A 15474-nucleotide genomic window follows, 5' to 3' on the forward strand; every position below is an offset into this window, starting at 1 on the left:
TCTTCGGTCGAATGATGCTCGGCTCAGGTTGTTGCACGCTCGGAGCAAACATTAACAAATGCCTAAAATGCTAGGTACATTCGAATATGCTTGTTAGCCTCAATGGTGCTTTTTCTGCAATAACCTTTTATGAGCACCCGTCTGGAAGCTCTTTTGTAGACCGAATGGCCGCAGAGAGCAATGCGGCCAACTGGCCAACGCAACCCCTCTATGTTCAGACAATATTTGAGGCTCAAGTTGAACGGTTGGTTGTGTTTCGATTGCTAAATACCGACTCACAATTGATTGACTGACCGTTATCGGTATTCACGCACAGCGCTCAGTTTTCACTCTGGTCACAAACATCCCAATAATTTTTAGAAAAATGATCTGCTAAAAAATCAATGAGTGTTCGCACCGTTGGCGACAGATGCTTACGCGATGAATAAAGCACATATATTTTCATTGTGGAGGGCTCCCATGTTGCCAGAACCCTTTGAAGCTTGTTTTTCCGTATGTGTTCATTTACTAAATAGGTCGGCAATAAAGCAATCCCTGCCCCATGAATGGCAGCATACATCAGTGCATTTGCTTCGTTGGCGGTTAAACGGCAGTCAACACTGACAGATTCATGCTGCGCTCCCTTACTGAGGTGCCAAATATTACGCTCGAAGTTTTTGTACCCCAAACAAGCATGGTCTGCTAGATCTGTCGGTTGTTGTATTACTGGCTTGCTTGCTAGATACGCTTCAGAAGCAACCAGTACTGATTTACATAAAGCTATTGGTTTACCTATGAGCGAAGGGTGTGGACTCGAGGAAATACGTATCGCCAAATCGATTCGCTCTTCAACTAGATCAGCGGTAGTGTCTTGTAAATCGACATCAACTCTCACCTTAGGGTGCTGTTGCATAAAATCGATGAGGGCGGGCATGACCTGACTGTAGCCAAACGATTGACTAACTGAAATTCGGATGGAATCTGAGAGCTGATCTGACGGATTTACATCACTCACAAAACGCTTCATATCTTTAAGCCAATGCTCAATATCTTGAAGCCCACGCTCACCAGCGCTGGTCAAGCTAACTTTCCGCGTAGTTCGCTGAAACAAACGCACATCCAACCAAATCTCCATTGCCTCAATGTACCGTGTAACCATCGGTCGAGACATGTCGAGCCTTTGTGCAGTAGCACTGAAGCTACCTGAATAAGCGACATCAACAAACACTTCAGCTGCTGTAATTCTATCCATTACCTGCTCGAATTAAGAAACAATGTTGGTCAGTTTATGATGTTTATCCGAGCAAATCAATCAGCCATACTCCTTCCCACACTTAACCAACTGTATGTAAAACCAATGAAACTACTGACACTGTTTGCGGCCTTACTGATTAGCACTTCAACTCTCGCGACGGAGAAAACACCGCTAACACTAAAGGTCTATAACGCTTCCGACAAAAGCTTTCACGTTAATTCAACCCTGATCTATGGCGAAAAAGAAGCCGTTGTGATCGATGGCGGCTTTACCCGAGCTGACGGCCTGCGCATTGCAGCCAATGTCCTTGACTCAGGTAAAACATTGACGACCATCTTTATCAGTCAGTCTGACCCTGACTATTACTTTGGCGCTGAAGTGTTGAAGCAGATGTTCCCAAATGCCAAGGTACTGGCCACACCCAGCGTCCTGAAAATGCTTGAAAAGAAGAAGGCCGGAAAAATTGCATTTTGGAGTCCTGAGATGGGAGTGAACGCACCGGTTTACCCAGTTACACCAGAACCTTTTAAGCAAAAATCATTTACTGTTGATGGTTACCGTATTGAAATTAAAGGCACAGAAGGTGGCTTAGCTCATCGTCCATACCTTTGGGTACCGTCACTAAAAGCCATTGTCGGCAATATCGCCGTATTTGATGGTTTACATGTTTGGACTGCCGACGTTCAGACGCCTGAGTTACAAAAAGAATGGTTCGCTCAACTAGAAGAAATGCAATCCCTTAAGCCAGAAGTCGTCGTTCCGGGTCATATGGCAGCAGGAAGTAAACTAAATGGTGATGGAATTCGCTATACCATTGAATATCTAAAGGCTTTTAATACTGCCAAACAAAATAGTAAAAGCAGCGAAGCTTTGATTGAAACTATGACTACTCTGTACCCTGAAGCACAGCTATCCCTAGCACTCAACATCGGAGCCAAGGTTCATATGGGTGAGATGAAATGGTAAATATTCATTACTTTTACGACCCAATGTGTGGGTGGTGCTACGGCGCCACTTCACTCACAGAAATACTGGCCAAAAACGACAATATTGAACTCGTCATGCACCCGGGTGGCATGATCGATAACAAACCATTAAGTTCTGAGTTTAAAGCGCGTGTTTTAGTTCAAGATCAACATATCGCAAGCATGACAGGTCAATCTTTTGGTCATGCTTACAAAAAAAGAATCTCCGAAAACAGCCCCGTGGTTTTAGATTCAATCGTTACAGCCCAAGCCATACACGTCATGCAAAAGATAAATGGTCGAGGCTTTGAGATGCTGAAAGCGATTCAACACGCGCACTACGAGAACGGCATCGACACGACAAAGCATGAAGTGCTAACCAATCTTGCAACTGGTTTAAACGTGGACGCTACTCAGTGGATAAAAGAAATGGAGCAGGCTAAGAATGACATTAAATCGGTCATTCGAGAGACTCATCTATTAATGGATAAATGGCATATACAAGGTTTCCCCACTTTCATATTGGTTGATGAAAATGGCGTTAGACTTCTTCCTCATGCAGAATATTATTCCAACAGCGTAGGGTGGGAAAAGCTTATTAGCCGACTCTTTGAAGCACCGACAAGGTAACTTCCTAGAACAAAGGACAAGGTAACTTCCTGGAACAAAGTTAGAAAAAGCGCAATTTCTAAGAAATTACTTGGCTCCAACCAACGAACGTATAGGTCTTTAGGTATTGACAGTGACTGGCATTAAGCAGATGGCAGCCAAGGATAATTGCGTTGTAAATGGATGCCTGCGCATGGACAAATCTCTGAGCATGCATGGTTGATTTAAACTTTCTCATCCCGCGCGCTCAAACTCTTGCTAGTTGGTGTGGAAGCTCGGCACGATTGTTCTTGTGTTACGACGTGTCGTGAAGCACATCGAAGACGTCACCGCCTTGATCTACAGCTCACCACAAATAGTATTGGATACCATCTACTCTGACGAAAATCTCGACGGCTTAAATTAATACGGAAAACAACCAAACTGCATAACTGATTTTTCAGCCGGACATGGAGATCGTTTAGGAGTATTCATCAAAGGGTGATGCACGCCCCCTGATACGCTTTATTCGGTACACCTGCAGCATTTTCGGAAAATTAGTGGGTTAGCCTATTGTCGCTGGTGTCCATGAAAAAGTTAATAACGCTTGGTAAAGACTTTCTAGACTCATCTGGCAATTGAGACGTTCACGCACTAAATCCGATTGAGCTTATTGAGTATTTCCTCTGTGTGTTCTCCCAGCTCAGGAGGCGGACGATGGTAGCTAACCGGCGTGCGAGAAAACTTAACTGGGTTGCCGACTAACTCGAGGTCTGGATTGCTCGGATGCGGCACATTGATTTTCATCTGCCGAGCAAGAATTTGAGGGTCATTGAAAACATCCTGTAAGTTGTTAATTGGCGCGGCTGGCACATCTGCTTTTTGAAACTTTGCCAACCAGTTGTCACGCGTATCACGGCGCATCTCTTCGGCAATTAGAGCAACTAAGACCCGCCGATTATTAACCCGCTGACTATTCGATTTAAAGCGCTCATCGTCGCCCCATTCCGGACGCCCAACAACGGCACAAAACCGCACAAACTGGGAGTCATTGCCAACGGCTAACACACAGTGTCCTTGTTGCGTTTCAAAGCTCTGATACGGAACAATATTTGGATGCGCGTTGCCCATCGCCTGTGGAGTCATTCCGCCAACGAGGTAATTGCTTGCTTGGTTTGCCATGGATGCGACCGCAACATCAAATAGGGACAAATCGATGTGTTGCCCTAATCCGGAGATCGAACGCTCTGACAAAGCGGCTAAAACCCCGATCACCGAATACAACCCAGTTAGTACATCCGTTACCGCAACGCCGACTTTCTGTGGTGGACCATCAGGGTCTCCGGTCACACTCATTAGCCCGCTCATGGCTTGAATCAAAAAGTCGTAGCCGGGCCGTTCACAATACGGTCCGGTTTGACCAAACCCGGTGATAGAACAATAGATCAGAGCCGGATTAATCTTAGATAAGGTGTCATAATCAAGATTATAGTTTGCCAAGTGACCAGTCTTAAAGTTTTCTATCACGACATCACTGTCCTCCACCAGCGCATGCAGCACAGCTTGACCTTCAGCGCTACGAATATCCACACAAATCGACCTTTTGCCTCGGTTCGCGCACAGGTAGTAGGCGCTCTCTGCCGTATCGGCACCATTCGCATCAGGCATATACGGCGGCGCCCAATGCCGAGTGTCGTCTCCTTTTTCTGGCTGCTCAACCTTGATCACGTCGGCGCCAAAATCAGCAAGTACTTGCCCGGCCCACGGCCCAGCTAATACTCTCGACAAGTCCAAAACCTTAACGTGCGACAGTGCGCCTTGCTTGATCATTCGATCTCTCCGATGCTAAGGAACTAGGGGTTCAAAAAAATCTTTTTAAAGACTCTACATAAACCGGACCCATTTTAAGCAAACTTGTGATCAGCTCGAAATTTTAGGGTTGCGCTAGCTCCAAATTAAGCCCCATTTTAGCCAACATAAATGGACTTGGCCTCTAAATATTCTTCTAAACCAAACACTCCGCGCTCTCTACCATTGCCTGATTGCTTAAAACCACCGAATGGCGCATCCATCGTCGCAATCGCATCATTCACGTGCACCATACCGGCCTGTAGTTTGGTTGCCACTTGCATCGAGTCATTGATATTGTGACCATACACATAAGCCGACAAGCCAAAATTGGACGCATTAGCAATTTGTATCGCTTGCTCTATATCGGAATAAGACAAGACCACTAACACGGGGCCGAAAATTTCTTCCTGCGCCACCGTCATGCCCTCATCAACATCGTAAAAACAAGTCGGTTTTACAAAAAAACCGCGGCTCGCATCGTGGTCGGAGACACCACCACATAGCACTTTGGCGCCCTCATCGATTCCGGTTTGAATATAGGCGTTTACGCGATCAAATTGCAGCTTGTTCACCACCGGCCCAATATCAGTGGAATCCTCAAATGGGTCGCCGACCTTAAAGTTACTGATGGCGGTTTTGATTGCCGCCAGAATCTCGGCCTTGTGTTGCTCTGGCACAATTAGCCTGGTTGGCGCATTGCAGGATTGCCCAGTATTCAACATTAAGCGAGCGACGCACGAATTGGCCGCAGCAGAAAGGTCGGCATCGGACAGAACAATAAAAGGCGACTTTCCACCCAGCTCTTGAGTAACTCTTTTAACAGTCGGCGCTGCCGCTTGGGCAACGGCCACCCCAGCTCGAACCGAGCCGGTAATCGAAATAACATCTACATCAACGTGTGAAGCCAATGCTTCGCCTGCTCGAGCGCCACCGTGCACTAAATTAAATACCCCCGGAGGTAACTCTGCGCGGTCCACAATATCTGCAAATAAAGCCGCACTATACGGCGCGTATTCGCTCGGTTTTAACACCATGCTGCAACCCGCCGCTAACGCGGCAGATACTTTGCACACCACTTGATTCATTGGCCAGTTCCATGGCGTGATCATGCCGGCAACGCCAATCGGCTGTTTTTGCACTAGCACATCGCCAATTTTTTCTGTGGGCGAAAAGTCGATCAGGGTTTGGCGCATGCTTTTTAGCAAGCCCAGACCAACCATAGTCTGCTTCTGTTGCGACATCGTAATCGGCGCTCCCATTTCAGTGGTGATTGCCTGCGCCATATCATCGAGCGAATCTTCATAAGCGGCGATCAATCGATCAAACAACGCGACTCGCTGTTCTTGGCTGGTAGCGGCGAATAGTGGAAATGCTTGCTTGGCCGCGTCGACAGCTGAGTCAATATCGGCGCTGTCACCCATCGAGAGTTGATCAACGACCTTCGCAGTCACTGGGCTGACCACGTCAAACGTCGCCGGCGACTTGCTCGACACCCATTGACCGTTTATGTAATGTTTATCTAAAGAAGGTAACTGTTTCATGATGTCCTCTAGGCACAAAGCCTATGTTTTTTTCAGGGTAACTAACAAATCGGCAAATTAAAGTCAGCAACCTAGAATAGCGTTATCTAACCGGTTGCCATTTAGGAGTTACTAGTTGTCTATTAACATCCCTGTTTGCTGCCAATGACCAGGGTTCAAAATTACCTTTTCGGCAGTACTAAAATCTAATGTGAGCGGCACTCGTGATGGAACCACAAACTGGTCTTGTGCTACCGGCAGTAGTTCTTTGTCTTCGTCAGTGGCAATTGCAAACACCTTTTTTGAGCCAGTCGCGCGTGCAAATAATTTGCCTTCGCGCACAAACACCTTGAGTTTCACCTTGTCGCTAAATTGGTACTCGCCCGCAATCGCATTCATGTCTGCCGATGACAACGCCACGTTTGGGTTTGCTTGCACGTGCTCAGGTTGTTGCGCCGGTGCCGCCGTTAATAACGCATCCCACATTACTTCAGACGCAATCACACCTAAATCCACCGGGCTCAACTCCTTGTCATCAATTTCTTCAGTCGACACGGCGTAGAATACGTCACCATCAAACAGAGTTGCGTAAGGTTGTAAGCTGCGTGACATTGAAGTATGAACTTGCACTGCCAAGCGCTTCAATAAGGCTGGCTCTAGTTTCTGATTCACCACCAGAACGCTGATCGTGGTGTTTTTATTGCTGTTGTCAGCTCGTTCGAGTGTTTGTTCCTCAAACTTAGATTCAAACTTTGCAAACATATCTTTGATTTGCAGACCTCTCTCAAGGCCTTTATCGGTATAACAAGCATCCACCTTGCCATCACGATCGGTAACCGCACCGAAGGCATTGACCACCGAAAACGCGGCTATTTTTAAATCACCAATCTGTTTAAACGCGCCACCCTGCCCGGAGTGCACTGCGCAGCCAAAGAACCCGCCTGTCATCGCGTTTCGTCCAGCGCCACTCGCTCCCAATGGGAATTGGCCCGAAACAGCAGCTCTATAGGCCGCTTGTGCAAGCTTTTTGTCAGGATAGATTTCATTCAGCCGACGACTACCAAAATCGAAAATGATCGACCCCAATGACATCGCAACGGATGGTGTCAGTGAAAACGCATCACCGTCTCGTAGCCCGTCGTCCATCATCGCCGTGGCAACCGCCGTTGCGGCCTCTAAACCGTACCAAGAACCGCCAGCTACCACTATCGAATCCAACTCAGCAACATTGTAACCGAGCTCAACATAAGGTGCGTTAACCGTGCCTGGCCCGCCACCGCGAACATCCATGGCCACCTTGGCCTTTTTGTCAAAATGGAAGACAGTGACGCCAGTTGGGCCTTCTTCATAGCTAGCGGTTCCGACTCGAATACCCGGCCAATCGAACTCCAAGGACGCGCCGCTGTCCATGTTGACTATCGGGACTAGGCTGTCTTGACTAGCCGCTTGTAGATTCGTCGTAGCGAATACAAATGACGCTAGTGCCGATGCGAATAAGGCGTTCTTGGTCAAACTCAACTTAATGGCGTGCATAGATATAAATGGCAATGATCTTAAAATGGTGTAGACAGTGTAGCAGTAGACACGATTGTGCTTGAGAAGCCAATTGAGTGGTCCGTGGTGCGCGAACATCACCACCTAAGCGATGACCAAGAATTCATTTAGGAAGGTTTGGAAGCGTGCACGTTGACCTCTTACGCACAGCGAGCAACGAACTGATTAACCCTTAAACTCGCTTTGCAAAGTCGAAATTACCCAGTTTCGAAAACGAGATATCGACGGCACATCCCAGCGATCTGCGCGGGCAATAAAGTGATAGGAGCCGAGTGAAACCGGTTTAAATAGATCGTTATCGGCACCTATTTCAACCAGTCGCCCGCTGGCTATATCGTTCACTGCAATCAAATTATTGGTTAACGCAATGCCCCTTCCATGTCGAGCTGCAGCTAGCGTCATATGGCCGTCCCATAATTTGACACCATCTAGTTCATCCACGTCTTCGACGTTATTTTCTTGGAACCAGTACTGCCAATTACCAAAACTATCTTCCCGCAGTAATTGGTGTTTAAGCAAATCTTCAGGCACACGAATATCGCCACAATCAGCAAGAAATTCTGGGCTTGCAACCGGAATAATATGCGGCCTAGCAATTCGCTGACTTTTCATACCTGGGGGTAGGTTGGAAGACTTCTCGTTCGCTCGGTAAATTCGAATATTCACATCGGCTTCGTGACGAGTGAAATCTGGCTCTTCACCGGTTGAACGTAACTCCAAGTGCACGCCAGGGTTAGCGTTTTCAAATGCTCTAAGGTGACGCGCCATCCAATGAACTGCAAATCCGGACATACACCAAACTTGCAATGAGTCATCAGAACAGCGCTTCATTAACGCAATCGTCGCTTCAGAAATCAGGTCCAACGCCTGAGTTATCTGTAGATGATAAATTCGACCTTCTTCGGTCAAAACAACGCCACCGGGAGTTCGATCAACCAGCGCGCAGCCAGTCCATTCTTCAACCGCTTTCAAATGCCTACTCACCACCGCGTGATTACGCAACAGTGCGTGTGCGGCCTTGCGAATTCCCCCCAAGCGAGCTACCGCATCAAAAGCGCGTAACGATTCAAAAGGCGGTATCGACTTTCGCGAAGGAATCCGCTTTGAAAGTTCGTAATACTTGGAATCTGAGCTCATGTAGTTCTCTTAGAAATGAATAACTCGCTTACCTAAAGTCGACCGGGCCAGAAACAACCCGTTCAAGGATACCGCTTAGACGCATAAAATGACGCTGCTATAATTTAGGTTACAGTAACCATAACGCTTGTTCAACGACAAATTTGAGGGTCTAAGTTGACCGGCAATTCCCACAATGACAAATCAATATATCGATCCCCCCTAGCGCATACACTTTAGAACTCAAACTTAGACCTAGCAAATCACTATTGAACCTGACGCTTAACATATCAAGCCCAAACCTCGACGCGGTAGGTGATAAAACATCACCATCAACTATGTTTTTAACAACAGCCCAAGCCGGCCGACTCGGCTATAGTCACCGCTGCACCACATCATTTTTTTAGGGCATACCTTGCCTTCGTGGCACGTAGGAGAAACTCAGTGGCTGATCCAAAAAAGATATCTGGAAAAATACTCGAACGCTCGCTTGATAACGTAGGCGAGCATATGTTCATACCTGAGCATTTTGATTTTTCGGAACACAATGAACTTATTAGCTACGTACAGGCCTACCCATTCGCACAGTTGTTCTCAAGCTTTAATGATTTACTACAAGTCACCGCCACGCCGTTGATTTACATCGGTAAGCAAGAACCGAGTGACGCCACAATTCCAGCAAATACTCAGCACGAATTTATTGGCCATATTGCTCTACGCAACCCACACTGTGAGGCGATTCGCGCAGGCGCGCTAGGCATCGCGTTGCTGCAGGGACCAAATGCCTATGTGTCGCCTCGTTGGTACACCATGGAGCCTAAAATACCTACATGGAGCTACGTTGCTGTTCAGCTTAGAGGGAAATTCAGCGCCATAACTGACCACCAGCAAACACTTGAGGTGTTGGCCAAAACAATCGATCACATGGAGCGCGATAATGATGAACCATGGCACATAGACAAAACCGACCCGACGTTACTCGAACAGTTCAGTCAAGGCGTACTGGCTTTTCGGTTTACCGTATCCGAAATGGAAGGTATTGAGCGACTCGGGCAAAGCCGAGATTTGACCGACTTGGAGGGGGTAATTAAGGGCCTAAATAAGACCCAAGACCCAAACGCGCAAACGATTGCTAGAATGATGCAAAATAAAATTGACCGAGCAAGCTAATACCGGCCAACATTCTTGCACGCCCAGCTCAACTCCCTCAATTGAATCACATACACATGAGGGTTTAACCTTGCTCCATGGCTAAACCCTACTCTTCAGACGCGTTAGTCAACTGTTAGTCAACTAAGTACTAAAACGAGTTAGATCGATTAGGCCGTCCGCTCGGCAGCACACCACTTAAGCAATTTCAGCCGCCGCTAATCGAGTTTTCTCAACAAACTCATCAATATGACTGCGCTCTATAATAAGCGGCGGCGATAAAATAATGCTGTCGCCAGCTCCACGCACCATCACGCCCTTTTCCATGGCCTTTTTATACACTCGCGACCCCATTGGTAAACCATCTGACTGCGGCTGAAACTCGATTGCACCTAATAAGCCGTAGTTTCGAATATCGATCACATGCGGTAGGTCATTTAGGCTATGCAGTGCTTCTTCAAAATAATCACCAATGCCTTCATTAACCCGCGTAAACAAGGATTCTTCCTCATAAATATCCAAGCAAGCGATCGCCGCAGCGCAGGCAATTGGATGTGCAGAGTAAGTGTAGCCATGCCAAAACTCGATGCCTTCAACCGAATTCACTACTGCGTCGTAAATGAAATCTTTGCAAAACGTGGCGCCCATCGGAACTGCGCCACTAGTTAAGCCTTTGGCGGAGGTGTAAATGTCCGGAACAACATCAAACTCTATAGAGGCAGTGAACGATCCCGTGCGCCCGAAGCCGGTCACTACTTCATCAAAGATCAGCAAGATGTCGTGCTCGTCACAAATTTTTCGTAGCTCTTTTAAGTACCCTACCGGCGGTGGTAAAACACCCCCAGCGCCAGCAATTGGCTCCACCATCACGGCCGCTATATTTTCCGCGCCATGCAAGGCAATCAAGTCAGCTAAAGCCTGCGCTTTCTCGGCTCCTATTTTCGGCAAGCCACGAGAAAACGCGTTGTTAGCGTGATCGAGCGTGTGAGGCAAATGAGCAACCGTACCCCATCGACCAAAGTTACGAGTATTGTTGACTAAGCCACCAACGGCCGTGCCGCCAAGATTCACGCCATGGTAAGCACGTTCTCGAGCAATAAACATTTTGCGCCCAGACTGACCCTTGGCTGCATGATAGGCCATTGCTATTTTGAGTGCCGTATCAATCGCTTCCGAACCGGAATTACTAAAGAACACGTGATTAAGGTTTCCTGGAGACAAGTCAGTCAGGCGTTCGGCAAGCTCAAACGACGCGCGGTGCCCAAGGTTAAACGAAGACACGTAACCTAGAGTTTTCGCCGATTCATACATCGCCTTGGCGACTCGCTCGCGACTATGGCCTAAATTGGTACACCACAATCCCGCCGTCATATCAATCATGGTCTGACCGGCTTCGGTCGTTACATGCATACCACTCGAGGACTCCATTAATATTGGATCCTGCTTAAACGTTTTATTCGCCGTAAATGGCATCCAATGAGCATCAAGTTTCATCGCGGAGTCCTCTGACTTAAGTATTAGTATTCGTTGTTTCAGCCAGTATAGCGTGGCATCAAAATGCCATGTAGATGCCAATGCCGACTGCGCTGGTGTCTACTGCGCAACACACCTCGCTGCTTGCATACCACCGCCGGCATCAGTGGTGTGATTGACGCACCGACGTCGACTCTGTTGGCAACTTCCTCATCAATCATTTGATTCATATACTGTATTCAATCACTGTTCCGGCAGTCACAAAACCTGCTGAACAACAACCCACAAAGCCGCCTAGCCCAAACATGACTATGCAGAAAAAAACATCGCCGGCTGATAATTTGTTTTTATCGCAAAGACATGGCCATGAGATAGATAACAACGAGTTTGTTCGCTTAGCCTATGCGGGGGAACTTCCATCAGAGATTCAAGTCAAAGCGTTCAGCAATACCGAACATTTGTTTCCGACCCGACGCATCACTAGAGGCCCCAGTACCAGCGATCTGCTGATAGATCAAAAAGATCAGTCTGAACCTGTTCAGTTCCACTCAAATGGTCGTGATTACAACATCAACGATTACATCACGAGTAATCGAGTAACGGGCCTATTAATTCTAAAACAAAGCAAGATTTTACTGGAACGCTACCAATACGGCACCGACGAGAGCACTCGCTGGATGTCTATGTCAATGGCTAAATCGATTAGCACTACTTTAGTTGGAATAGCAATAAAACAAGGCTACATCAAAAGTGTTGATGACCCGCTTACGGACTACCTACCCGAGCTGGTCAACAGTACATACGATAAAGTAACCATCAAACAGCTACTACAAATGACGTCTGGGGCGCGTTGGAATGAAGACCATACCAACCCGCACTCTGAAAGAAGAGAAGTACTCGAATTGCAAATCGCACAGCAACCTGGCGCGATCCTCCGTTACATGGCTACCTTGCCGCAAGTCGCTGAACCTGGCTGTGTGTGGAACTACAGCACCGGTGAAACGCACGTGGTTGGCGCGCTTCTAAAAGCGGCCACGGGACAGTACCTAGCTGATTACCTAAGTGAAAACCTCTGGTCAAAACTCGGGATGGAATCGGATAGCCATTGGTGGCTCGAGTCACCTGGCGGCCTCGAAATAGCCGGCAGTGGAATCACTGCTACACTACGAGACTATGGTCGCTTCGGGCTTTTTATGATGAACGATGGCGTGGTCGACGGTGAAAGGTTGCTGCCCGAGGGTTGGGTAAAGCAAGCAACGACCCCGTTCAAGATTGGTGACACAGTAGTCCCATATGGCTACATGTGGTGGGCAATCGCAGATCAGCAAGGCTCATTCGATGATGGCGCATTTAGTGCGCGCGGTATTTTTGGGCAGCGTATTTATGTTAACCCAAAGAAGCGCGTTGTTATTGTGGTGTGGAGCGCGCGACCTAAACCGATGAGTACCGAACAAATAATCGATAACGAATTCTTTAGCGCCGCTGCCAACTTCTACTCCAAGCGATAGAATCAGCGCAATAACCTAGGACAATTATGAGTATAGATGCCTCTACGACTATGTTAGCAGATGATATAAGCGACACCGACTCTGCATTTTTAGGCCACCCAAAGGGCTTGGGCTACATTGTTTTTACTGAGGCGTGGGAACGATTTTCGTTCTATGGCATGCAAGCTCTGTTAATACTCTATCTTTCCAGCTACCTGTTACTTCCAGGTACGATTGATAACGTTATTGCTTTTTCCGGCTTTCGTGCCGCGCTCGAAAGCTTATTTGGTCCGCTATCGACCCAAGCACTCGCGACACAGCTTGTCGGTCTGTATATTGGCTTGGTGTACTTTACACCGGTCTTAGGCGGGTTTATTGGCGATCGTTATATTGGACGAACCAAGGCCGTAATAGTCGGCGCGATACTAATGGCTATTGGTCATTTCTTAATGGCCATCGAATCAGCATTTTTGTTTGCCTTGCTGTTTCTAATTTTGGGATCTGGGTTTCTTAAGGGCAATCTCACCGCGCAAGTCGGCCAGTTATATAAAGACGGAGATCAACGCCGAGACTCCGCCTATTCGATTTACACCATCGCCATTATTGTTGGTGCTTTCGCTGCACCATTGATTTGCGGCACACTGGGCGAAGTCTTCGGTTGGCATTACGGGTTTGGCGTTGCCGGAATCGGAATGGTGATCGGCATGATCATCTACATTACAGGTCGACGCCATTTGCCACCAGATACTCAGTCAAGAGCAGACGACAAACAAGTGCGAGCGCTGCAACCAGGAGACGGCAAGCGCATCGCGCTGATTCTATTGCTGCTTGCCATCACAGCGCTGTTCTGGACTGCCCAAACTCAGGTTTGGAACACTTACCCGATTTGGGTAAAAGGCCGAGTTGACCGCGAAATATTTGACCTCACTATTCCCGTCAGCTGGTTCCAATCAATCGATACCTTGGCGGTGTTAATACTAGCTCCAGTGGTGCTGTGGTTGTGGAAACGCCAGTCGAATCGAAACACTGAGCCCAGTGACTTAACCAAAATATCGATTGGTTTTCTTGTGTTCGGCAGCGCGTGTTTGGCGCTTGCTTACTCAGAAATATCGGACAGCAGTGAGAAAATTAGCTTGATCTACCCAGTTATTTTTCACCTCATTTGCTCCGTCGGCTTTTTATACGCCAGCCCCACAATATTGTCCTTAGTCTCTCGCTCTGCGCCACAGTCAGTCAACTCTGCACTAGTCGGTTGTTACTACCTAGCCATTTTTTTTGGCGGAATATTTAGTGGCTGGCTAGGGCGTTTTTATGAGGTTATGGCGCCCTCTTCTTTCTGGTTAATGCATGGCGCGATTGTCGCCTCTGGTGGGTTATTGATTCTGATTTTGCGTGGCCCCTTACTTAACGCATTTGTAAAAAAATAATTTCAAACTAGGCGCTAAGAAGCACCTTATAACGACACTAATACAACGGCGAGCACTGCTGGATCATCGCTAGACCATACCCGACGCGCGATGAGCATCGGGAACGGATAGCGAACCTTGCTTCTCTCTCACGCTTGTTAATTTCTACCACACTTGTAGCCTTTTAAAAGGAATCCACTATGCACCAACGTTCACTCTTTACCCACTTATTATTTTTCTTATTTACCTTGATCAGTACTTCGCCGGCATTCGCAACCGACGCAAAAGACTTTCGTATATTGCTCACTAACGACGATGGTATCAACGCTCAAGGCTTACACGCATTAGTCAAAACGCTGAGCCCGCACTACGACGTTGTGGTCTCCGCCCCAGCAAAAAAGTGGGGCGGAAGAAGCCACGGCACATTGTTGTGGGAAGGCCCAATGGAGGTTAGCAAATTCAATTTAAAAAATACCACCTCCGACACGCCCGCTTACCACGTTTCAGCCTATTCAGTGCAGGGCTTACCTGCCGATGCAGCACGTTTTGGTATCATCCAACAACGCGAGAAAAACCAAGCGGTTGATTTAGTCATTTCTGGCATTAACCACGGCGAAAACCTTGGCTCGTTGTCACACCTATCCGGCACCATTGGCTCAGCAATGGAAGGCGCCTACTACGGTATTCCGGCTATCGCAGTGTCGATTGAAAGCAAAGCGGCCAAAGAGAATAAGTTTGAAGCTGCTACGCAAGCAGTTTTAACACTAGTGGAAGGCATCCGAGAGAACGGCCTTCCCAAGGGAGTGGTTCTAAACGTTAACGTACCTGAAAACGCCAAAGGGGGAATGCGCATCGCACCGATGGACCACGATAATGTCAAGGTTGATGGCTTCACCCAAACCGGTGACAAATTTGAGCCAACATTCTCTTACCCGAAAGCAAACTTATCGTACAGCGACATGACGGTGTACGAGCAGGGGCTAATCGCGGTGACACCGATTCAGCTCGATTGGACCGATCACGAGGCAATCAAACTGATGAACACCTGGGATTTGGATAATTAACCGCCGCCTCGACACTGTGTAACTGAATTAGCTCACGCTTTTACACAGTGTCGATTTACACACTCTG

The 15474-nt window shown here is 47.6% G+C and carries 13 protein-coding genes; 6 read left to right on the plus strand and 7 right to left on the minus strand.

From position 1 onward, the window contains the following. Positions 1-319: 319 nt before the first annotated feature. The gene (locus DFR28_RS01445; RefSeq protein WP_113952521.1) at positions 320-1231 is read right to left on the minus strand and encodes a LysR family transcriptional regulator; all 912 of its coding nucleotides are present in this window, start codon (positions 1229-1231) and stop codon (positions 320-322) included. 105 nt (positions 1232-1336) lie between these two features. On the opposite strand from DFR28_RS01445, the gene DFR28_RS01450 reads away from it, so the two are divergent. Continuing rightward, complete coding sequence (locus DFR28_RS01450; protein ID WP_113952522.1) at positions 1337-2200, plus strand: MBL fold metallo-hydrolase; 864 nt, start codon at positions 1337-1339, stop codon at positions 2198-2200. Then, on the plus strand, positions 2194-2829 hold the full coding sequence (locus DFR28_RS01455) for a DsbA family protein (protein WP_113952523.1): 636 nt from the start codon (positions 2194-2196) through the stop codon (positions 2827-2829). Before DFR28_RS01450 ends, DFR28_RS01455 begins: the two co-directional genes overlap by 7 nt. 612 nt (positions 2830-3441) lie before the next feature. Here the strand turns inward: DFR28_RS01455 and DFR28_RS01460 are convergent. The 4 genes from DFR28_RS01460 to DFR28_RS01475 all read right to left on the minus strand — a co-directional run bounded on the left by DFR28_RS01460 (position 3442) and on the right by DFR28_RS01475 (position 8849). Beyond that, a complete protein-coding gene (locus DFR28_RS01460; protein ID WP_113952524.1) occupies positions 3442-4617 on the minus strand; it encodes a CaiB/BaiF CoA transferase family protein in 1176 nt (391 codons plus the stop codon). Positions 4618-4754: 137 nt separating this feature from the next. Then, positions 4755-6179, minus strand: coding sequence for an aldehyde dehydrogenase family protein (locus DFR28_RS01465; RefSeq protein ID WP_113952525.1), 1425 nt, complete (start codon positions 6177-6179; stop codon positions 4755-4757). 111 nt (positions 6180-6290) lie between these two features. Continuing rightward, complete coding sequence (locus tag DFR28_RS01470) at positions 6291-7691, minus strand: P1 family peptidase (protein WP_113953371.1); 1401 nt, start codon at positions 7689-7691, stop codon at positions 6291-6293. A 186-nt stretch (positions 7692-7877) separates the two neighbouring features. Beyond that, positions 7878-8849: a LysR substrate-binding domain-containing protein gene (locus tag DFR28_RS01475; RefSeq protein WP_113952526.1), complete on the minus strand. Its 972-nt coding sequence runs from the start codon at positions 8847-8849 to the stop codon at positions 7878-7880. A gap of 423 nt (positions 8850-9272) precedes the next feature. Here DFR28_RS01475 and DFR28_RS01480 point away from each other — a divergent pair, with 423 nt between their 5' ends. Then, entirely contained in the window at positions 9273-9998 is a 726-nt protein-coding gene (locus tag DFR28_RS01480) for an FMN-binding negative transcriptional regulator (protein WP_113952527.1), read from the plus strand. A 177-nt stretch (positions 9999-10175) separates the two neighbouring features. On the opposite strand, the gene aptA is transcribed toward DFR28_RS01480, so the two are convergent. Both aptA and DFR28_RS19615 read right to left on the minus strand, forming a co-directional pair. Then, on the minus strand, positions 10176-11471 hold the full coding sequence (gene aptA / locus DFR28_RS01485) for an omega-aminotransferase AptA (RefSeq protein WP_113952528.1): 1296 nt from the start codon (positions 11469-11471) through the stop codon (positions 10176-10178). A 38-nt stretch (positions 11472-11509) separates the two neighbouring features. Further along, a complete protein-coding gene (locus DFR28_RS19615; protein WP_170131928.1) occupies positions 11510-11680 on the minus strand; it encodes a hypothetical protein in 171 nt (56 codons plus the stop codon). 81 nt (positions 11681-11761) lie between these two features. On the opposite strand from DFR28_RS19615, the gene DFR28_RS01490 reads away from it, so the two are divergent. From DFR28_RS01490 to surE, 3 genes are all read left to right on the plus strand, one after another. Next, complete coding sequence (locus DFR28_RS01490) at positions 11762-12958, plus strand: serine hydrolase domain-containing protein (RefSeq protein WP_211316806.1); 1197 nt, start codon at positions 11762-11764, stop codon at positions 12956-12958. Between the two features lie 26 nt (positions 12959-12984). Continuing rightward, the gene (locus tag DFR28_RS01495; protein ID WP_113952530.1) at positions 12985-14364 is read left to right on the plus strand and encodes a peptide MFS transporter; all 1380 of its coding nucleotides are present in this window, start codon (positions 12985-12987) and stop codon (positions 14362-14364) included. A 179-nt stretch (positions 14365-14543) separates the two neighbouring features. Then, positions 14544-15407: a 5'/3'-nucleotidase SurE gene (gene surE, locus DFR28_RS01500; protein ID WP_113952531.1), complete on the plus strand. Its 864-nt coding sequence runs from the start codon at positions 14544-14546 to the stop codon at positions 15405-15407. Positions 15408-15474 lie beyond the last annotated feature (67 nt).

The sequence above is a fragment of the Arenicella xantha genome (assembly GCF_003315245.1).
Taxonomy (GTDB): domain Bacteria; phylum Pseudomonadota; class Gammaproteobacteria; order Arenicellales; family Arenicellaceae; genus Arenicella; species Arenicella xantha.